Source organism: Paenibacillus sp. BK033 (genome assembly GCF_004345425.1).
In the GTDB taxonomy this organism is placed as follows: domain Bacteria; phylum Bacillota; class Bacilli; order Paenibacillales; family Paenibacillaceae; genus Pristimantibacillus.
Genome location: NZ_SLVP01000002.1, coordinates 827752 through 849344 on the forward strand (window position 1 = coordinate 827752; position 21593 = coordinate 849344).

At 40.6% G+C, this 21593-nt stretch carries 20 protein-coding genes; 1 reads left to right on the plus strand and 19 read right to left on the minus strand.

What is annotated here, in order from left to right:
* Positions 1-986: 986 nt before the first annotated feature.
* From EV294_RS10725 to EV294_RS10790, 14 genes are all read right to left on the minus strand, one after another.
* Positions 987-1316, minus strand: a complete 330-nt coding sequence (locus tag EV294_RS10725; RefSeq protein ID WP_243711619.1) for a hypothetical protein — start codon at positions 1314-1316, stop codon at positions 987-989.
* A gap of 326 nt (positions 1317-1642) precedes the next feature.
* Positions 1643-2338 carry an HAD family hydrolase gene (locus tag EV294_RS10730; RefSeq protein ID WP_243711620.1) on the minus strand — a complete coding sequence of 232 codons (696 nt, stop codon included), beginning with the start codon at positions 2336-2338 and terminating at the stop codon, positions 1643-1645.
* A gap of 161 nt (positions 2339-2499) precedes the next feature.
* The gene (locus EV294_RS10735; RefSeq protein WP_132306571.1) at positions 2500-2946 is read right to left on the minus strand and encodes an SUKH-3 domain-containing protein; all 447 of its coding nucleotides are present in this window, start codon (positions 2944-2946) and stop codon (positions 2500-2502) included.
* 41 nt (positions 2947-2987) lie between these two features.
* A complete protein-coding gene (locus EV294_RS10740) occupies positions 2988-3686 on the minus strand; it encodes a metallophosphoesterase family protein (protein WP_132306573.1) in 699 nt (232 codons plus the stop codon).
* 72 nt (positions 3687-3758) lie between these two features.
* The gene (locus EV294_RS10745) at positions 3759-4412 is read right to left on the minus strand and encodes a DEAD/DEAH box helicase family protein (protein WP_132306575.1); all 654 of its coding nucleotides are present in this window, start codon (positions 4410-4412) and stop codon (positions 3759-3761) included.
* Between the two features lie 176 nt (positions 4413-4588).
* Positions 4589-5128 carry an O-acetyl-ADP-ribose deacetylase gene (locus tag EV294_RS10750; protein WP_132306577.1) on the minus strand — a complete coding sequence of 180 codons (540 nt, stop codon included), beginning with the start codon at positions 5126-5128 and terminating at the stop codon, positions 4589-4591.
* Between the two features lie 674 nt (positions 5129-5802).
* Entirely contained in the window at positions 5803-6204 is a 402-nt protein-coding gene (locus EV294_RS10755; protein ID WP_243711621.1) for a DUF3888 domain-containing protein, read from the minus strand.
* A gap of 48 nt (positions 6205-6252) precedes the next feature.
* Entirely contained in the window at positions 6253-6732 is a 480-nt protein-coding gene (locus EV294_RS10760) for a hypothetical protein (protein WP_132306579.1), read from the minus strand.
* 104 nt (positions 6733-6836) lie between these two features.
* A complete protein-coding gene (locus EV294_RS10765) occupies positions 6837-7277 on the minus strand; it encodes an oxidoreductase (RefSeq protein WP_132306581.1) in 441 nt (146 codons plus the stop codon).
* A 329-nt stretch (positions 7278-7606) separates the two neighbouring features.
* The gene (locus tag EV294_RS10770) at positions 7607-8617 is read right to left on the minus strand and encodes a glycosyltransferase (RefSeq protein ID WP_132306583.1); all 1011 of its coding nucleotides are present in this window, start codon (positions 8615-8617) and stop codon (positions 7607-7609) included.
* A gap of 135 nt (positions 8618-8752) precedes the next feature.
* On the minus strand, positions 8753-9196 hold the full coding sequence (locus tag EV294_RS30635) for a hypothetical protein (protein WP_243711622.1): 444 nt from the start codon (positions 9194-9196) through the stop codon (positions 8753-8755).
* Positions 9197-9298: 102 nt separating this feature from the next.
* Positions 9299-9478, minus strand: a complete 180-nt coding sequence (locus EV294_RS10780; protein WP_132306585.1) for a hypothetical protein — start codon at positions 9476-9478, stop codon at positions 9299-9301.
* A gap of 644 nt (positions 9479-10122) precedes the next feature.
* Positions 10123-10437: a hypothetical protein gene (locus EV294_RS10785; RefSeq protein WP_132306588.1), complete on the minus strand. Its 315-nt coding sequence runs from the start codon at positions 10435-10437 to the stop codon at positions 10123-10125.
* 28 nt (positions 10438-10465) lie between these two features.
* Positions 10466-12211, minus strand: coding sequence for a TniQ family protein (locus EV294_RS10790; RefSeq protein ID WP_132306590.1), 1746 nt, complete (start codon positions 12209-12211; stop codon positions 10466-10468).
* A gap of 165 nt (positions 12212-12376) precedes the next feature.
* Here EV294_RS10790 and EV294_RS10795 point away from each other — a divergent pair, with 165 nt between their 5' ends.
* Positions 12377-12721, plus strand: coding sequence for a helix-turn-helix domain-containing protein (locus EV294_RS10795; RefSeq protein ID WP_132306592.1), 345 nt, complete (start codon positions 12377-12379; stop codon positions 12719-12721).
* A gap of 93 nt (positions 12722-12814) precedes the next feature.
* Here the strand turns inward: EV294_RS10795 and EV294_RS10800 are convergent, their stop codons facing one another.
* The 5 genes from EV294_RS10800 to EV294_RS10820 all read right to left on the minus strand — a co-directional run bounded on the left by EV294_RS10800 (position 12815) and on the right by EV294_RS10820 (position 21559).
* The gene (locus EV294_RS10800) at positions 12815-14809 is read right to left on the minus strand and encodes a TniQ family protein (protein WP_165930646.1); all 1995 of its coding nucleotides are present in this window, start codon (positions 14807-14809) and stop codon (positions 12815-12817) included.
* Positions 14796-15764 carry a TniB family NTP-binding protein gene (locus EV294_RS10805; RefSeq protein ID WP_165930647.1) on the minus strand — a complete coding sequence of 323 codons (969 nt, stop codon included), beginning with the start codon at positions 15762-15764 and terminating at the stop codon, positions 14796-14798. The genes EV294_RS10800 and EV294_RS10805 overlap by 14 nt, the downstream gene beginning before the upstream one ends.
* A 114-nt stretch (positions 15765-15878) precedes the next feature.
* Positions 15879-17969, minus strand: coding sequence for a Mu transposase C-terminal domain-containing protein (locus tag EV294_RS10810; RefSeq protein WP_132306598.1), 2091 nt, complete (start codon positions 17967-17969; stop codon positions 15879-15881).
* Positions 17969-18718 carry a PDDEXK family nuclease gene (locus EV294_RS10815; protein ID WP_132306600.1) on the minus strand — a complete coding sequence of 250 codons (750 nt, stop codon included), beginning with the start codon at positions 18716-18718 and terminating at the stop codon, positions 17969-17971. The genes EV294_RS10810 and EV294_RS10815 overlap by 1 nt, the downstream gene beginning before the upstream one ends.
* Before the next feature lie 246 nt (positions 18719-18964).
* Positions 18965-21559 carry an adenosylcobalamin-dependent ribonucleoside-diphosphate reductase gene (locus EV294_RS10820; protein ID WP_132306602.1) on the minus strand — a complete coding sequence of 865 codons (2595 nt, stop codon included), beginning with the start codon at positions 21557-21559 and terminating at the stop codon, positions 18965-18967.
* Positions 21560-21593 lie beyond the last annotated feature (34 nt).

A 21593-nucleotide genomic window follows, 5' to 3' on the forward strand; every position in this document is an offset into this window, starting at 1 on the left:
GCTGATCCGGGAGGCTTTTCAAATTATAAAACCGTCAGATTTAATGAAATAAGTATTAGACTGGCCCCAGCTTATAAAAACAGCGGTAGCCTTGGACTAGAAAATAGTAGAATGAAGGGCCGGGCATCCAGCCCCTCCTCATCTAACCGTACGTGAGGTTTTCCCTCTTACGGCTTTCCGACGTTCTTCACCTCGAGCATTACGGTGTCCCCAGGAGGAAACGGTTGTGAAGCCACTCTTAAGCAAAGCATGGCTAACTTCTGATCCCCATCTCTGAAATTTCCGTTTGTGCTTGTTACGTAGGAAGATAAACAGTCTTCTGCGTATATGCCAATCAATCTTCTACAGGATAAGGAAAAGGTACTACATAACTGTTAGAGATACAATGAAATTCCCCTTTTAATCACCTTACCTTTTCTGCAGGAGGCATTAGCGTAATCTGCCCTTTAGCCATCCATGCAGCGCAAAAACAGCGCTGCACCACAGAGGATGAAAATGTTTAGAATCTGTCAATACTTCTAACGAGGCTGGGAGAAGAAGGTCTATGAACTATGGTGCCATTAGAGCCCAACCTTCACGGTGCATCACAGAATGTCGCACCCAATACGGGTAGCACTTATGGGAGATTAATCCTTTTTGACTGGTTGCACCAGCCTTACCTTTGTTTTTCTATGAAAGATGCTAAACTACCACACAACTCCATAAGCATCAACTTCAGAGGCTCAGCCTTTTTTTTAAAAGTGTTATTCTGGGTCTGTTTTATTATGCTCTTTTTCAGGTTTTGAGCTAAGTTTATTTTCATGGGAGTTCAACGACGAGCGGCGGCCGAACGAATGGCCGGCCGCTGCTGTGACATGATTGAGCTATCGTTCATCGATAGCTTAACTATATCACCTTATGAGTGCACTTTTAAAAGACCCGTAAATCCCAAGTTCCCTATATCCCGATCTTCAACTAAAATACAGGTGCTGAAAATCGGGGGAAGTTTAACTTATTTCCGCTATCTGTTTTATTTTATTTATAGCTTTTAAGACAGCATCACGATTTTTAGCTGTTTTCATCCAAATTGGAAGCCTGCTTTCCACACTTAAATAGTAAGGAGATGGTCCTCTTAATTCAGCTTCTACGTACTTTTCTAGATAAGATAAATGTTCAATATTATACGCCCAAAGAGTATGTCCACAACAAGGTGCTTGTAAGTACAGTGGATAACCAAAATACCAGTCATAATTCCCGCCTATATTAATAACCCCATCACGCCAGGAATTTCCATAAGAAATAACGTTTTCGTTAAAACAATTTTTACCTGGAATCAATTCCTTGACCAGCCCGCAAGACGTACAAATGAACCTTTTTATTGCATCTCTATAATAAGGTGCTTCAGGTGATATACCTTAGATTTATCGTTACAATTAGGGCAGTGTACAATAAATTCATATCCAAAACTCTCTAACATAAGGTGTCCATTCTTAAATTGTTTTTTCATAACAACCCTACATTAATCGTTTTTTGGCCTTTCATCTCCAGAACTTGTTTTTATATATTATACAAAGACTCCACGCTATCCTGCCCGTTAACGTAATAAAGCTGCCGATCGGCGCCGACAGCTTTTTCATGGTCTTCATTTAACTAACGTCTCCCGTTAGCGCAATGCGCTGCTTATCTCCATGATCTCACTAACAGTATAGTCGGCGAGTGTTAAATCCTGCTGACCCGAGTTCAGGTTAATAAATCCAATACAGGTCATACCTGCTGCCTTTGCAGCAACTACGCCATTCCTTGAGTCCTCTAGTACAACGCAATGCTCGGGTCTTACCCCGAGTAGACGGGCAGCTTCCAAATAGATATCTGGTGAAGGCTTACCCTGTTTCATCTCCTCTCCACTAATGGTGATTTTGAAGAAATTCTCAATACTTAAACGAGTAAGAACCCCTTCTATAAACCAGCGTGGTGATGAAGACGCCACCGCCATAGGAATGCGGGCAGCCTGCAATAATACAAGAAGATCCTTAATTCCTTGAATTGGCTCCCAAGTCTCACTTAAGAGCCTCTCAAGCTTGATGTTTTTTTGAAAAGCGAGAATTTCCCTTAACCCAGCTTCTATACCATATGTTTGCCGTATAACACGCCACATCTCAGGGTTAGTCATACCAACAAATGATTCTAGATCTTCTTGTTCGACATGATGTCCAAATTGTGCCATTGTCAACCTGTCTGCCTCGAAATGCAGTGGCTCGCTATCAAGGATAACACCGTCCATATCAAATATAAATGCCCCTATAACCTTCTTGTCTGTCAGTCCCTGATCGAAAAGCACTTCACACATTTTAGTCTTCATAGGACACTTTCCTCTCATTATCAATTTTCTACTTGCTTTCCTAAAATTGTATCACAAGCCGGAAGTTTTCCGACCTTTATTTCAATGAAAAAGGCAGCCGATCATAGCCGGCTGCCGCGGTGTTAACTCAGCTATAGTTCCCCGTTAACTTAATAAGAAGTCTAAAGAATCTCAGGAGTTTCCTTACCCTCACATAGAGCTTCAATTGCTTCTTTTGGGTTATTACCGAGAAAAGTCAGATATTCGTCGAGTGCTCCATAAATCCCCCCAGAAGGAGTCATCATTAAAATTAAGTGTTCATTATAAGCCTCACCAATAACCACCAATGAAGTATTAATACGCTCCTCATAGGTTTCAACTCTTTCTTTATTAATATGATTTATCGCTTTAATAGGATTAAAATGAAAATTAGCGGTTTTTTTCGGAACTCTATATGCTGGATGTTCGATCGTCAGCCCACCAAACTGAGATAGAAAGTTAATGACTAGTTCATTCACAAAATAATCCTCTTCCATAAATACCTTTATATACTCGCTCACACCTGCCTTGTAAGTTGCAGACCATCCTGAAGACTGCAGTATTTCCATAGTTTTAGCACTAAATAGCATTCCTTCTTCATCCCCTTGGATATCATCCCTTGTCTGCAATACTATACCGGTAATTCGATTATATCTTTATATATCAAACGATTATTATTTATTAGGTTAATATCATAATGAAAATGCCCGAAAAACCATCTATTATATTTAAGTTGATTTTGAATAGTTTGAAAATAATTATGCATAATGTCTTCTTCATAATTAAAGCTATAATGATTATTTAACCAATTTAATATTTCTATTGAGCAGGTGTGTGTCAATACATAATCAACTGCCCAGCTGTTATTAACTAGATTTTTTAAACCTTCTTCATATTCTTCTTGTGAAGGCATCTCTCTCCTCCACCATGACTTGCCTTCAACGCGATATTCCTTATCATGTGAGGCAGCTCCACCAAAAGTAAAGAACTTTAATCCATCAATGTTAAAAACTTGTCCTCTTGTCATATGAAACACACTGTCGTTAATCTTATGAATCTTCCCGCCATTCCAAAATTCAGTTGGATACTTTTCTAGTAAATCAAAATTCTCATGATTACCGTCAATAAATAAGGTAGTAAAATTTTTCTGTTTTTTTAACCACTTTAACCAGTATTGGTCCTCAGCATCAAGCTTCCATATAAGACCAAAATCACCTGTAACAATAACGTAGTCCTTCTTGGTTAACTCTCGTTGTTTAGGGAAATTCCTTGTATTTAAACGCTTCCCTATTTCGATAGTTCCATGTATATCACCAGTAATAAAAATCATTTGACCCCTCACTTTCAGAAATATATTGCCATTCATTATATTTGAACTAAAGTTCTTCGATAGCGTAACGGCTCATCTGAACTGATCAGCTTTATTTCGAGATAGCCAGTCCACCATAAAATCAAACAACTCGATTGAGTAAGTATGCTTATTTTGGGTACTCGGAATCGATGTAATGATTTCCACAATATTTCTATCAACGCTCACGGAATCTATAAAATGGACTAGACCGGGAACCTCTTTATTAAGCGCTTCGAAGTAATGTTTTTGTGGCTTGATGAACTGTAAATTCATATCAAAGCCCCCTCGTTTCCTCGAAGAATCCGATTCTTTCCGTTTAATTAGTTCATCCTCACTGCAGCTGAGTAGATAATATCTGTCAGGGAATCCGATTTTTTGGTCTAGAATCAGATTCCGATAGTAATCGGCTATAAACTCTAACGACTGATTATCAAATAAAGTAAAATCATACGCCCAGTTATACCAAAAGGGTTGAAATAAATCGATGTCTATAACAACAAAAGAGTGCTTATTCCTGTTTTTCAAGGCTATTCTCCATCGATCTGCCTGACGTTCAAACCACCATTCTCTATATTCAGGGTTAGGTCGTTCTTTCCACCAGGTATTAATTTCGGGGATATGAAAAGCCCCATGAATGGCAGCCAGTTCAGAGGATGTGCTTGTTTTTCCTACAGCACTAGCACCTTCGATACTTATAATGGTCATACCTTCTCCTCCATAATTTGTTGCGTTAACCTCTTTTACTCCATAAAAAACGGCAGCGGATCTCTAATCAGCAGCCGTATTATGCTTTGAAACTAATGTTCCCCGTAATGAACTTGCCGAATGCCCCGAACCCATGAAAATGTTGTTATCTAAAGGGGACGACTTCTTGAGTTAGCTCATATTCCCTTTAATATTCTTTGATATATCTGATAATTATCATCATCAAAACAAATGAACTGAATTCGCTTTATTGTTTGATTCTTCTCTACAAATTCCAATACAGAATGAATGGCTATATCTGCAGCCATCTCTTTTGGAAATCGATAAATCCCCGTACTGATATTCGGAAATGCAATACTTTCAATTTGATTTTGAACTGCCAATGTTAGTGATTTTATGTAACAGTTCTTTAATTTCTCCTCTTCATTTGTCTTACCCTCGTTCCATACAGGTCCTACTGTATGTATAACAAACTTTGCTTTTAGTTTTCCTGCGGTTGTAATAACTGCCTCGCCAATTTGGCAACCACCTTGTTTAGCTCTGATCTTATTGCATTCTTCTAAGATTGCACTCCCGCCTGCACGGTGAATAGCACCATCAACTCCACCACCACCAAGCAAACTTGTGTTTGCTGCATTAACTATGCAGTCTAATGAAGATTGTGTGATATCTCCTTTGATAACTTCTATATAGACATCTTTTAATTGGACTTCCATCTTTTTCATTCCCCCGATCTTTCGTCACTTTCAGATAACGTCTTATTTACTAACTTCGCAAAAATTCATACTCGATGAAATATTCGTGAAGCGATTGCGCTATCCTGCCCATTAGTTCAACAAAAAGCAGCCGAGCTTTATATGCCGGCTGCTGACGTGTTGTTAATTTATAGTTTCCCGTAATTCAAGATGCATGCATTGAGCCTCTTCCCAGTACTTATGCGTATCAATTAAATTTCCCCATATCCCTATCGCTTTTCGGATAAAGCAGGGATATCTACATATAACTAATGAGAATTCTTAAGAAAGGAGTACTGGACGATGACTGATGTGATTAAACCTAACGGCTCACAGCATGCGGCCCCGCCCTCGGATGATCCGAAGAAGCAAGGCAGATCCGCAGCTAAGAAAAAATCGAAGTAATTCCGAATGAATAAAAGCCGCCGATTGGCGGCTTTGTTACCGTTATAAAGGAAGGCACATACAGCGCTTTGCTATAAAGGCTAGAACAGCTGCTCAAAACAAGCTCGAGTCCTTTTCAATGCAATTCCCCTGCAAATGTTATGCAGATAACTTGGTGGAATTAGTTATATTAAACTGCCCGTTACTTCAACGAAATAAGGAGCAGCTGCCGCCGGCAAACTGCTCCTTATTTGTTCAGTTATCGTATCCCGTTACTTTAAAAGATCTTGGTAATTTGGAGGGAAATCTTTCTTATTCGGTCCTTTAAGATGTTCAAGATTTTTTAGTTCAACTCCAGTAGACGAGATCCTATATGTAAAAACATCTTCACCAACTGGGATATGAGGGCCAACAGTTGGACGCACATGGAGTGTGATTAATAAATCAAAACCACGGAAACCATTGGTTCTTTCAGTATGCGTTACTTCAACAAAATAAGGATATATATCTGGTGATCCCGGTACTGTAAATACATCTGAATATACTTCAGCTAACTTCTCTTGCATATGCGGTACTAAAAGTAATACAAGCATATCTTGAAGTTGTAGTTCCCTCGAGTCCTCAAGTGGCTTCTTACCGACTGCATTAGAAAATGTGGCTTTGTGAAGATCCAATCCATCCGATTTCCCTTATAAACCAGCGCTTCATTCAGTGCAGTTCCTTCAAGTTACACTATTGGATGCGTATCCATCAAAATCCACGTTTACAGCAGCAGTGGAAGAGTGAAATTGGACGTTATAATCACCAGAGCGCATACCTTGCGGATATTGAGTACTGCTTCTCCACGTATACTCTGCTCCTGGAGCTATATTTACTGCTACATATTCTAAGCCTGTAGCAACGTGTTGTACCGTAACAGTTACCGCGCCTTTACCTAAGTTGTGAAAGTGAAGTTTTCCATAGCCGAAACCACCTGGCACTACAAAAGCAGAGCCAGCGCTAGTATCAGTACTGCTATAGTTTGTCAGTGGAACAATAACAATGAAATCGTTAGGTGATTCTGTCGACATGACTGGTGTTACAATTGGAAGATTGGATTCTGTCTGTGTTACCTCGGCAGAATCAGCGTTAATTATTGCTGGAATCGTTAAAGCTGCGGCTAGTGTTAGAGTTAGCACAATGAATTTAGTTTGCTTCATCATTTAATACAATCTTCCTATCTACTAAATTTTTTACTAACGGGTAATTGCATGGAGCAGCTGCCGCGGCGGAAACTGCTTCTAGATTGTTGAATTAATGTTCCCAGTTAGTTCAAACGACCGATTTCGTAAGCTTTCTCAATTGCCGCTTTGTAGTTATCCCACTTAAAGTAGAAAGGTCCAATATCGAGTGGTTGATTATTACGTTCTAAGTAAAAATTACTCCACTCTACAATATCAGATTCTTTATCAATAGCCACAGAGATATATCCGCATTCTAGATCACCGCACAGCGGACAAATCAATATTGGATACCTATGATACTTGAATTCAAAAGGGAACTTAAATAAGAAGTAGTCAATTGTAAGCTGTTGTTGCTCATCATTTCCCCAACCAAAGGCAGGTACGAAGTCGTGCTCTTTCAGCCTTTGATACAAGGATATCGAATCAATGATTAAGTCAACAAATACAGTGTTGTTACCTTCATTTGAAAACACTTCTCCATACCTGCTGGCTAATCTTGTCTCTAGAAAGTGTATGTTAGTCATGGCTTAAATCCCCCTGTATAAGCTCTTAATGCCACCTATCCATTTTAGCACATATTGGAAGTATCCTGCCCGTTACTTCAACAAAAGCTACAGAAGATCCTCCGATCCGCTGCAGCTTTTTTATTTGATCTATAGATCCCAGTTAGTTGAACTCCTATGAGCCAGTAAGCATGAAAGATAAGTGGGATAGCCCACTCTATCATATTATCTTGCGCCAAGCTTCATTCACTTTGGTCTCCAGCTTAATGAAGGCTGCGAATTAATGATTCGGCCGCCTGTTGTTTGTGTCCCTTTAGTATCACCCTTCCGATTTATCAATAACAACGCTTCTATCTTTTTCCTAGAAGCTCGGCCTTTCGACGGTTCCACAACGTATTATTCCTGATTTTGTACAATTTGTTGTCGAGAACCTTTTGGTACAGCTTCAGAACCGAGTCCGTCAAGATGATATCGGAGTACCGTGTTCTTACATAACGCCGGAGCTTTCGGGCCGCCGGCAGTCTCTTGCGGTTCTTGACCTTCGCCGCCATGTCTGAGGTCGTGCGGCACAGCAGCTGTGGCATGCCCCGAAGCACCTCAGTGACGCCGCCTTTCCGGAAGCCAAGCACGGGTGTGCCACTCGCCATCGATTCTACGAGGACTAGACCGAAAGGTTCATCCCACGTCGAGGTGAACAAGACGAAGCTGGCGTTTGCGAGCAGCTGGCGTTTGCGTTCACCGCCGACGATGCCGACATAGCGGATATTTTTACCCAGATGCGGCTTGATTTTGGAGTTGTAATATTTCTTGTCGTTCAGCGTCCCGGCGATGATGAGCCTCTTTCCCGTTTTCTTGGCGACCTTGATGGCCAGGTGAACGCCCTTTTTTTTGATCACTCTCCCCAGGAAGAGCATGTAGTTCTGCTTGGTGGTCCTGAACGTGTAATCATCCATGCGAATGCCGTTGTAGACGGCGTAGCCTCTTCGTTTCCCAAATTTACGCAGGATGAATTTGCTGACATAGACCGGAATCTGAATACGGCTATCGCTTCCTTGGGAATGCGACTGGCCGATGGTAGGAATCGGCGGATTCGCCTTGGCGACGATGCCGTAATGATCATGTATGATGTCCACGTCGGGCGGGAGGTTTTTAATGATGAAGTCGAGCTGTTCTTTTCGATCGTTTGATTCATATTCGAACGTTTGGGTCGCGTTCGAGCTCGACCCTTTCTTGGCAAACAGAAACACCTCGTGTCCCCGTTTGACCAATTCTTCAGTCAAATAATGAACCTCGCGCTGCGTGCCCCCGTAACCCTTCGGCGGGACAGGAATCGTATTCGTCGAGATTAGAGCAATTCTCAATTATCCCCCAGCTCCTTAGGTAAGTGTCTTTCCATAGGCATTCTTTATAGGATATGAACTGACTCCAGAGCATGGCACGGCTAATTCAATCTGTATTCATTTTTAAACGCTTCTTAACTATCATACCCGTTCGTATTATGAGGTCACCAGATCTTTCTGGTCGACCTCTTTTTTTTTCATTGTGTTATCACTAGCATTAGAAAGTAAACTATGTATACGATCTACTTCCTCCTTGGTCTCTATATTTAAGGCTAAAATGAACTCAGGAGAGAGAGGCTTAAGTGACCGTAGGGAACGAGGCGTCAGACTTAGCCTCGCAGGGTTGCCCGGCTGCCACGCTTCCCCGAAATCACTCTGCCGGACCGATACCCTTATTTCCTCATGCTCATTCGCCAATTTCCTAGCCACCGGCAAGAACTTTATCCCATAACAAAAAAGTCCGCGAATTTCACGGACTTGAATGTGCATAATGTTCATCCGACAGTTTTTGTCGTAGTAAAATGTCCGTTGTGGTTTTCCGGTTTCAGCGGAATTCACTACGTTCAGCATAATTCTCTCCTTGCTATCGCTGATTTCCATAAGCTGTGGTTCCACCACCGAACTTTTCGTGGTTTACGTTCTAGGCTTCTTTTGCTGTCTTTTTTCACCCATTCCTCTTTAGAAAGGTCTTGCTTGCAAGCATTACTTTGGAATTGCGGCTACTATTAAATCCTGATCTGTTTCTAAGATCGAGCGACTAAAACTTATCTCATCTTGGCCGGCTACTCTAATTTGCTGAACTACCAAAAACTTTAATTGTGCAACTGATTTATCCTTACCTAAAACAAGTACTTCATCAAGTTTCATTGAAGATTGAAACATTTATCTGCCCCTCCAATTAAACCATCATTATCGCTTTATTATAACGAACATATGATCGGGATGACAACCGGGTAGTATTGGCCGCCAATGCTCCTCACTACAAGAACTTCCATACGAATTCTTTGAGATTAACTATGTTCTTTTCATGAATTCAGCGCTTTTATCTATAGTGTAGATCAATTTGTTATCGTGAAGCTAAGAAAAAGCCACGTGGAAAAGCCACACTCATGCGTGAGTGAATCCGTTAAAATTTAGTATCTACAGCCGGTAATTTCAACAGCGAGCTTTCACTACTATCTTTCGTCCAACTGCTTACCACCTATAGGATCTCCTCCGCCTAGTAGCTTTCTTGGCTGTTTACTTTCAGGAGACGTTAAGCTCTCCATTGATTACGTCAACCGACTTCTTCTCGGAATCAAGTCCTCCCCACCTTCAGAGCAATATGTTGTATTGGAATTCCCAAGTTGCATGCTTATCCTACTCTACTTGTCAATTTGGTTATCCCTACTGATCCGGGCTTTCCTTCACATCCCTCCGACCCTGACTCGCGAAAAGTACGTCGATTAGTGCTTCCGTAAACTCCCAAGTCGTTTGCGCTGTCAAGCGCACAAACAGCCGGTGTACTCTCACCGACTGTTTGTGCGTTAAATCCTATAAGGATCTCTCATTCTTTCTTTTAGTGAATTCAGTGCCTGATAATAGCTTTCTAAGATTTCAGCAGGTATATCTTTAGGAGTTTCAACTGAGATAGCAATTTCAAACCCACCAGTATCTAATAATATAAGGTGCTCTGGATCTTCAGGGCAATGAAGAACTGGTATGGTCCAGTCACCACTTCGACGTGCTAGTTCAAACCATTGGTGTTTAATCATTTGACCATTAGTGAAAATTTTACCATTGAATTCAATTCCCTTACTTGTAACTAAAGCCATATTAACATTGATATCCCTAATAATCATTTCAACATCTCCCCAAGAATTTAATCGGCTATAAATCGATAAATTTGATGTCACTACCCAAGGATTTTCTAATAACTTCGATTTTATGGACCTTGTAATAGTATCTTTTCCTACCATCTTTCATAATCATCGTGAAATCAGGATCAATATGATGTTCGCTTAGAATTTTCTTTAATCTTCTTTCACCAACTCGAAATACCTTTATGATGTCAGCCTGTGTATAGCCAACATGCTGTTGCTGTTCTTTCTTAATCTCTTCAAGACATTTAAGTAACTCATCTTCTCTATAATAGTTGTCTCGTAGAGTTCCAGCATTAGTTAAACATTTAGGATGCAACATATCTCTAATCGTGAACTCGATTAAATGCGCAATGCTCAGCCCATTAACGGAATACTTTATTAAAGCCTTGTTCAGTGGTAAACATCCTTTTATTGAAGTTGCCTCCTTACCTCTACATTTTCCCAATAGAATTAGAACATCTTGGCGATATACTTTACCGTAGCTCTCTGATTCTTTCTGTTCCATTGGTAACAAACCAACATTAATTATTTTTTGAACGGATGTCTTAGTAACACCTAACATTAATGCAACCTCTCCTCTAGAAATCCTCGATTTTTGATCTTCGAGATAGCTTTGAAACATTGTCGAGTCTATCCAATATTGTGATTTTGCATCTTTGGTACTAATATCTAAACTTATTTCACCTATATTATTTAGTTGACTGAGTTTCTCATAACTAGTTCCGATGTCTTTTCTAATTTCTTCTCGTCGCACACGAGTCCGCTTTGAAAGTAGTTTGGGATCCCCTTTAAATACTGAGAAATCTTTTCTTACCTCACCACAGTCAACCTGTCTCACAAAGAAGTCCTTGTATGCATTCTCTATATCAGTGAATGCTTTATCCTCAAATAAGCGCACAAATCGCTGTAACTTATCATATCTATTTCTCTTAGAAGTCCTCTCGAGAAAATAATCTAAGACAATGTAAAAATTATCCGGGAATCCTAAGTACATCCAATAGACATTAGCTACTGCTAGAGCAGCATTATAGCTGTCCCTTTTTTGATCTCTTCGTTTGTGAAAAATGCTCAAGCTGCTATTACTAGTATTTGTTAAGTCCCGCGCTCCTTCTAGAAGATGAAAGCTATGAAATGCTAAGGTTACAAAATGAGCAGATGTATACTTGCCAAACACCAAATAATCATCCACAGAACAAAAGTTGTATATGGCTCGTTGAGATTCAAGAACGATACCAGAAGTTAAAATTGAAGTGGTTAAACTCATTGGAGAACTTCCAAACAGAAAGTTGCAATTATTACAAATACCTCTCGTGAAGTCCCAAAGATTAATTGATTGCTTGCAATTAGAGCAAGCTTCTATTAATACTTGCTGATGTAACACACAACAATGGAGACAATTTATGCTCCAAGCATATCGATGATATCTCTTTTGCTTAATACATAGAGGACAATATTTTATTTTGTTCTTTATAACCATTTTCAAATAGTTGTCAACTCCGAACTTAGTTTTTAATCGTTTGGCATTATTATTGAAAATAGAAGGCCCTTCAACTACAAGCAGTTTATTTAGGGTTGTCATTTCGGAGTCTGTGAAGTCATTATTATGATTTTTTAAAAGAGGCTTAGTCATGTAGCATGATAACGGAGTTGGAGAACCAAAATAGTTATTTACTAAAGATCGATAAAAGTAACCAGCGACACTTTCATCCCGTTCCATCATGGAACGAATTGGCAACGGATTAACCCTTCCCATATATCATCACTCTCCCTAGTTCTCTATAAATCTATAACTCTAGTAAAAGCATGCCCTAGAAAGATATAAATAATACATATAGATAGTATTTTTATAATAATGCTATCAACAATTATATATCACAGAAATCATGGCTTGTTTACACTTTACTTGAGGTGTATAACTATGTCGGAACAAATTCTTAAGCTACTTGGCAGCCGAATTAGGGAATTACGTAAGAATCTAGGGCTCTCTCAAGAACAATTGGCAGAAAGAGCCGGCTTTCATTATACATATATTGGAAGTGTAGAGCGAGCTGAAAAGAACATATCTACATTGAACTTATCCAAGATAGCCACTGCTCTTGAAGTTGGAGTATATGACCTCTTCTTGTACGATAAAATCACTCATAAAACAGCAAATAAAGGATCAGATTTGAATGATATTTTCAACTTGCTAAGTGAACTTGAAATTAATGATGTTAGAAAAATTCGGAATATCATTTATGAGATGTATGGAAAAAAGAAATAGCGGAGGCTGCCAATTATCAGCCCTCCGCTATTTTTACTATTCTTCGGTCTCTTTACCATGAATGAGTTGTACAAAATCGGCACCAGCCAGCGGCTATCCCAAGATAGCCTTTCTCCAATGCTCAACTGTTGGATTTGTTTTTACGAATTCTTCAATTGTATCAGGTGTCATCTTACTCTGTAACAAAACTTGAATAACGGCATTGATAATCGGGTAGAGACCATGTATACGAATATACTTTCTCTCTATTCCACTCTCTGATGCAATATGTTCCTGTGATAATGTCGTCCCTTCACGATAAAGTTTCACTACAACCGCAATGCATTTATTGAGACGAAGGCTTTCAATATGCTGTATATATAAATCGTTGATTTTAACCTTTTGTTCCATATACCACACTAATAATTCTGGCATATGCCTTGTCAGCCACTTCGCTCCTTTACCCATCTTCTCATAAAAAGAACTATCAGAAATTGTATCCTTGTTTTCTTCACATTCCTTGAGGATACTTTTTGCAAGTCCCCATAATCTTTCTTTTTCATCATGATGTACTTCAGGTTGCTCTCGACTATCTTTAGCCTTAACCGCCTGTTCTTTAGGGGCACTCTCATCACTTATTCGTTCATCAATTAAGCTTGAACTATATGACTCAGAAAATAAAATTTGAACTCCCGGGTGAAAGAAATGATAATAATATTCCCGTTGACTCCAGTTAAAAAGTCGACGGGCAAGTTTGATTTTTGATCCTTTCATATCTATTAGAATACGGAATAATGGAATTGGATCTTTAATTTCATCAAAAGTTTTATATTTCTTTGTAACTCTAGAGTTCAATAAATTATGTCTGAGCAAATACGCTATATACATCGAGGCCAAGAACAAACAATTTGCAAGCGAACCATTGTCTTCTTCATGTAGTACAGTTGCAAATTTGTATAAGCTGTTGCCTGAGTTTAATAATGTTACTCCAAGGTTATAAGCATTTTCAATAATTTTTTCTGATTCAACCCACTCCCCCTCTCCGTTATCTTCAAAACCGTACTTTACAGAACAAAATTTACAGAAATATGGATTCCGTAGCAACTCATAGTTTTTTTTCAAAGCATTACCTTTTATTCTCAATTTAGTTAATCCACTACCATTTCCAAATGAAATACACCATGGAGATAAGCAACGTCTCTCACTCCTACGTTCTTCATCGAGAACACTTAGAATATAATCGTCTGGAACAATCAATTCGTAAAAATGTTTAGATTTTATTCCCCTTTTTAACAACTGCGAACGAATTAGTTGTAAAGTAACAATGTATCTCTTTTTAACATCAGTCTCTCCATTCACATATGCCAACAATCGACAAATCTGATCTCTTGATAACTGAATTCTATCCCGATCCAATAATACCCCGTTATTTTGAGCAATATAAAGCATTTTCAATGCTGTGTTTTGTCCTATTGATAATCCCCATATTTGAGATGGATATTTAGGTCTATGGGCTAGCATATACCTCCACTCTTCATAAACCTTTCTCTGGTCTTCAACTAAATGTTCATCATCACAAGGTCTAAATTTCATACTCAAATCACCTAAGCAATGCGGACATTTACCATAAGCTAATTCTATCTTTAGATATGGTATTGGCTTAGAGCAACAGGGACACATACACTCCAAATAGACTTCATGTTCATCGCATATTTGCAACTCGTTTACTTGCCAGAGAAGTTTAAATCTCGGTTGCTTCTTTAGGCATTTGGGACAATACTTGCGCTTCCTCTTTTCAATTGTATTTCCTATGAATGACCATCCCGATGTATCCTCTTCATCTCTAAATGACTCCATCAAAATAGAAAAAGTGGCGGAACGTATATGTTCTCCACTAATATCCATCTCTTCACATATTTTTTTTATATTCAAAGAGATATTACAATGCACATCAATACTATATGCGTACTTAAAAATTTCATCATTGTACCATCCAAACACTTCTTTTAAATCCGTGTAGTATGCCTTAGCAAGACGCATGAAATAGGAACTTAGAGATTCTTCATCAAACAGTACAGGTCGAATACAACGTTGCTTATGCGGATTCATCGTTGTCTTGATCTCCTTCTTCAATTTCCATAATCTTCGCCATATCCTCTTCAGCAAAACTTCCAATAACATTCAACTGAGCTTCTAAGAGGACAGCACCATCTATATTTTCTAGGATTGAGAAATCTTTAAAATTCTCATCAAAGACTCCCACTAAATCCATCGCTTCTCTTATGATTGGTTTTATCCATCCCACTAGTCCGCGAGTTATTTCAAATAAAGTTGGAGCAAATGCACTATCAGGTGAGGACCAATCCAGTACAATTGGAGCTGGAGGTGCCAATTGTTCTTCTAATGACTTCAAAAAGCTTAAAAATGATTCATCACAAGATTTAAAATGACCAAGTACTGTCCTTGGATACCTCCGTAAATGTTGCGTATTTAAAGTCCTTAGTTCCTCAATAGCATGTGTTCCAACACAGACCAAGCAAACATCCGCAGAGTTTGCAATATCTTTAATGTTTTCCATAACTGCCTTACGCTGGACATATGTAGAGGCTAGCAAATAATCCATTTCATCAATAATAAGCATCTCCACTTCCAACTTTCTCAACAATGAAAAAGCTTGGTGTTTTATTTTGTCAATATCTAAATTTGAGGTTGGGAAATAAGGGTCAATACTCCTCAATATATTGTTGTAGAACCCTTTATAAGTAAATGGTATAGGAAGCGGCATATATAATACTGGCCTAGTATTGTACCAAAGCCCTTCCACTTCGTCATATTTTCTTATTGAAATGGCCCGTTTACGATATTTTTTTGTACATTGCGTCTTACCAGACCCAGGTAATCCTTCAATAAACAAGTTGATTGGTGAATCATCACTCTCATCAATTGATTTTTTATTTTTCCGATTCCGGTCGAGACGATTCCAAATTCTTGTTATCTCTGGGTGTTCAACATACAAGTTTTCAACTCGTTTTTGGAAAGCTCTAAATTCTGATTCTGCTCCCACTATTAGCTCCCCCTTAAATATGAATATACCAATTATATTTATTGCCTTAATAATCATCATATAAACGTAAAAAAGAGAATTAGTTTTGGGAACCAATCCTCCAATTTTAACGATCTAATTCTGTTGTTTCTTTTTAGCCTTCTCCTCATTAAGCCGCGCTGCGAATTGTTGTACTTTTGACATTGGTTTTTGATTAGACTGCTTAGCAGATTGGTTCTTATCCTTGACTTGAAGTTCAAATCCTTGTTTTAATGCACGTTTTCTTGCCGAAATATTAGTACTTACCATCTTGTTGAACTTCTCACGAATAAGCAACTTTCCTTTACTAATTAACGAATAACCAGGGATTTGTTGTTTTGTTAATTCACCAGCCTCGATCAGACACTTTCTCAACATTTCATATTGTTTTCTGTTCATCCCTTTTATTTCATCTGCGGGAGGACTTATTGAAGGTACTTCAATATATTTTGCTTCTTTGGGATCGAGCAAATAGATGTGCGAAATATCATCTAAATCGTATTTTATTTTGCAGTTCTTTTTTTGTTTATTACTGATAAAACGAGTTGTCTCTGGTGATCCATATTTCACGTTTTCTACACGAATGCCATCTCGACGATATGACCTCATATCCGTAGGAAGCAATTGAAGCTTATAATAAGGCTCATCTTCTTTCGGAATAAACGGCAAGCTACCCATCACATCCAATGCCGTATACAACCTCGCAGCTGGTGTGTTGCAATCTAGTGGCAGTCCCGAATGCTCTTGTTGATGATATATGTCCGTAATATATCCAACTAAAAGCTCACGAAGGTTATCAAGGGATAACACCGCTGTTAATCGTGCCTCTTTCTTTGCATCACGATCATGCTCACTCTTTACACGTGTCCCCAATAGTTTTTGCAAAAAATCAGTATTGATGGTTCCAAAATTTCGTTCAATTATCCCGCCGTATCTTGGTGTTGCAATAGGTCGATAACGTGGTTCTGCTTTTAACACATCTTCAATCATATATTTAACGTACGTACTAGTGAAATCCGAACCATTATCCATCAGAATGACGGTAGGAATACCATGCATATCCCAATCGTTTAGAGTCCCATACTTTGCTTTAGCATCTTTAAAACATATACCATTGAACAAAAGCCGCATGACTTTATCTCCAGACGGATGATCGTATGACAGCTCCATACCCCAAACGTTTCGTGAAAATGCACATAGACCCAAACTCAGTATTGGTTCACCTAACTCTACACCGGTCTCTGGATCAATTAATGTAATCGGTAACTGCACATGATCAATTTCAATTACATGGAGTGGAGCCTTTGCAAATTGATTTGAGGCTTTTTCTTGAACCAACTTCGGTTCCACTACATCTCCTTTATTAATTCTCTCGAATACGTACTTATCGATCCGATTAGCAAGTTTGTAAACAGTATCATAATCGAGTGGAGGTAAATTATTAGCCGTACAGGATATTTCAAGTTCATCCTTCAGGATGTTAAATTTTCTTCGTTTCCTAATAATGAACTTATCTAATTCCCTTTTAATGACCGGTGCATACCCTTCAGGGAGACGAATGTAGATAGTGTCCAAAATTATCTCAGGATTCTTGGGATGAGCTATAGGTATTGCTATCTCATCTTTTCTATTATGAATTTTTAGATGAGCCTTGGAAACGAGGCCTTCAATTCCGTGATTATCACGTATTGCCTCAGCTGTCTTATACTTATCCAACATTCGATATATTTGTCTTGATGTGTAGTCATACTTTTCAGCTACACGCTTAATTAACTCCACTTTCTTGATACTATCCAAGGACTCCGATTCCAATAAGAACTCCATATATTTCTCCTTGAATAATTGAGCAGCATATAAATTTCCCTCACGTACTTCATTAAATGTCAAGATAGGGTCAATAATCGACATTTTTAATTTTGCAGTTTGTTGTTGTGCTTCAGATAAGGTATCTATCAGCGCTCTTCTGTTCGATTCATCTTTTTCTTCTCGTGCTTTCGCTAAACTCATCTCACGATTTACGATTCTGAACGTAGGATCAGTGATGATTGATAAATACTGAACTTTGACTATTTTTCTATCTCCATCTTCTTTAAATATCAGAACATTAGGATGTTCAAAATCGTGAACATGAAACTTAGAACCGCACCATTCAAATTCATCATCGATCCTCAACATGCTACCTCTCATTAGTCGTCACTCCCCATCTCAATGTATTGTTTCAACTCTTGCGCTAAGTCTCCAAGTACTACCACGCTTAGTTCGTTCAATGGTTCACAAATATTGAATTTAAGTTTACCTAGAAAAATCAAGTGATATATTACAGGGAGAATATCTCGGTAGTCCGCTTTTGATATAAAACTTTTTGCTAAGTTTATAATCGTTGTATCGCGGAAAAATTCAGATTTTTTTAGTACTTCAGGAATCCACATATTGAAGCCAGGTCTAGGATTTCTGTAGTGCATAATTAGCAAAATGTTGTCTTTCACAACTTTGGGCAATACTTTCGGTCTAACAATCGAATACCTCCATTTTTTTTGACGGCAGTACTCCATACATGCCGCATACAAGTGTGGGCTTTGTTCAATGAAGGTATCTCCCCCCTTCACTTGAAAGAGATGCGGCACTGAACCTTGTCTAAAAATCAATGTATCAGGTACATGAGCTGTCTTTTTAATAATAAGATCTTTAGTCACCGAGGTTGTTGGGACCTCTACAGGTTGCGGGTAATATCTTACTACCTGATGATCAAGCTCAAGAATGTAATAGAATAATGCTTCACCCCAAAATGACTCGTATGGAATATGTCGATCCATTTTCTTACTTGGTAATGAACCAATAACGTGCTCAAACGTTCGACTACCTTTGTTATTCACTGTTCTCTTCGGAGCATAAAGCATATCCTCTTTGTCCCAGCTCCTTTTGCTTAACCAGTCCATTACGAAACCTCCCGAATTTGACTTTTGATGCTCTAATTTTTTTATTTTATATTGCAGTTATTTCCACTGAAAGTTGACATTAAACAACCATACTTTACGAATGCCTATTATAAAAAAAAGCCTGAATCCACAAGGGATTCGGGCTTTGACATCATAATCAATTTTAGTGACATTTTATATTACAGGATGTGACAAATGATATTACAGCGGACATATCACAATCGAGAGTTTTCGCTTGTTTTTTATTCAATTGCACTTGCTATAACCGCAATTGCTGCATTGTTTGCAGCCCTCGACATTGATCAGCGATGCTGATCCGCAGGACGGGCATAGGTCGCGAGAGGTAACCTCGCCATGCTTATGCGAGTCTTCGGCTGCCGGCGCTGCGGCAACGGCTAAAGAAGGAGCCGCGCTTACCGGTTCAGAAGCAGCCGCCTGCTCATTCGTGCTCTCGATATGAATCTCCAGCGCCTTCGCAACAGCGTCAGCGATGGATTCTACCCGATTGGCTCCGAAGCCGATAGCGCCTGTGCCGCCAATGCCTTTAAGATGCTTGATCAGCAGCTTCGCTTTGTTGCCGTGATCTCCGTAGCGGAGGAACAAGGAGCATACGCGGCCAAGGGCTTCCGCCATCGCAAACACGTCGGAGCCCGCTTTGCCTACGTTCAGGAAGATTTCGCCCGGAATACCGTTCAGATCGTTAATCGTGATATACGCCATGCCAAACGGCGTATTTACTTTATAGGTTGCCCCGCGAAGAATTTGCGGGCGGCGTTTATACTGCTTGTCGAATTCCTGCTCCGCCTGCGGCGATACCTTCGCGTTAAGCGTCGTATTCAGCGTCTCGAGTTTATCCTCTTCTTTCACTGCTTCCGCTGCCGCAGCTGCTTCGCCAGCCGCATCCGGCTTGGCATCGTCTTTCTTCGTCGACAATACTTGAACGTCGCGGCTGCCGTCGCGGTAGATCGTAACGCCTTTACAGCCCAGGTCAAAGGCCATCTCGTACAGCTCTTTTGTTTCTTCAACCGTAAAGTCGCTAGGACAATTCGCCGTCTTCGAGATCGAGCTGTCTACCCAGCGCTGAATCGCCGCTTGCACGCGGATATGATCCTTCGCGGACAAATTCATCGCCGTTACGAAATAATCCGGCAGCTCTTCGCCCGGATGCGCATCCTTCCATGCCTGCGCGATTGGCACCAGCTGTTTGTCGAAGCCGAGACGGCTTTGACGGAAGTATTCGAAGGCAAAGTAAGGCTCGATGCCTGTCGATGTCCCCACCATCGTACCCGTGCTGCCAGTCGGAGCTTGGGTAATAACGGTAACGTTGCGCATGCCTTTGGCCAGCACCGCTTCGCCTACCTCCGGGAATTCCGCCACCATGTTTTTCATAAAGCCGCTTTGCAGGAACTTCTCCGCGTCAAACGCTTCAAACGAACCTTTCTCCGAAGCGATCTCCGCCGAAGAGAGATAAGCCTCTCTTGCCATAAAGCCGTATATTTTATCGAGGAACAGAAGGGATTCAGGGCTGCCGTAACGGATGCCAAGCTTGATCATAAGCTCGGCAAGCCCCATCGTGCCAAGGCCTACGCGGCGCTCCTTCTTCTGGTTCTTCTCATTTTCTTCAAAGTGATAAGGCGTCGTGTCTATGACGTTGTCGAGGAAACGAACGGACCACTGGGTTACCTTCGCCAGCTCCTCCCAATTCACGTCGTGCTTGCTCTCATCGTAAAATTTGGACAGATTAATCGCGGACAGATTGCAGACGCCCCAGCCCGGCAGCCCTTGCTCGCCGCAAGGATTCGTGCAAATAATCGGGTTGAAATACCAGCTGTTCGACATCTGGTTGTAATACTCCATAAAGACGACGCCGGGTTCAGCCGATTTCCATGCCGATTCGATAATCGTATGCCAGACATCGCGCGCGCGAACCGTTTTATAATGGACAACCTTCTTGCCCAGCTTTCTCCAGGCATCCAGATCGCCGTTCCACAGCTCGTCGTAATCGGTTTCCTTGGTATCCGGGAAGACAAGCTCCCAATCCAGGTCTTCCTTCACGGCTTTCATAAAAGCGTTGCTCACGCATACCGACAGATTCGCATTCGTCACTTGCCCCATCGTCTGCTTGACGGTAATGAAATCAAGCACATCCGGATGCCAGTCGTTAATCATCAGCATAAGCGCGCCTCGGCGGCTTCCGCCCTGCTCAATCAGACCGGTTGTATAGCTGAACAAACCGCCCCAGGATACGGCACCGCTGGAGGAGCCGTTAACGCCCGCAACAATCGCCCGTCGAGGACGCAGCGAAGACAGATTGATTCCCACGCCGCCGCCGCGCGCCATGATTTCGGTCATTTCGGACAGAGTTGTCATAATTCCGCCGCGGCTGTCCTTCGGCGAAGGAATAACGTAGCAGTTGAACAACGTCAATTCTTCGCTGGCGCCGGCACCGGCAGCAATACGGCCGCCCGGAACGAGCTTCCAGTCATCGAGAATATAACGGAACCTTTCCGTCCAGGCGCGCTGCTTTTCTTCGCCTTTCTCGGCGCCAGCCATCGCACCCGCCAGACGGTCCCACATTTCTTCCGGAGTCTTCTCTATAGTAAGCGTGAGCTTCTCCACGCTGGATGTCACGGTATCTCCGCTTCTTAGCTTAACGGTCACCTCATCGCCGCTGCGTCCGATGACTTCCCCAACCTCCTTGGCCGGGAATTTTGGATCATCCTTCGTCAGGACCAGTACGACATCCCCTACTGCCGTATTCTTTGTGTCCGCGTTTTTCCATGCATAACGGTCCAAAAATATTTTTTCGCTAAGGCCTTCCAATTTCTGCGTCATTGCCATCCGATTGGTCCTTCCTCCCATGTCCCTCATCTCG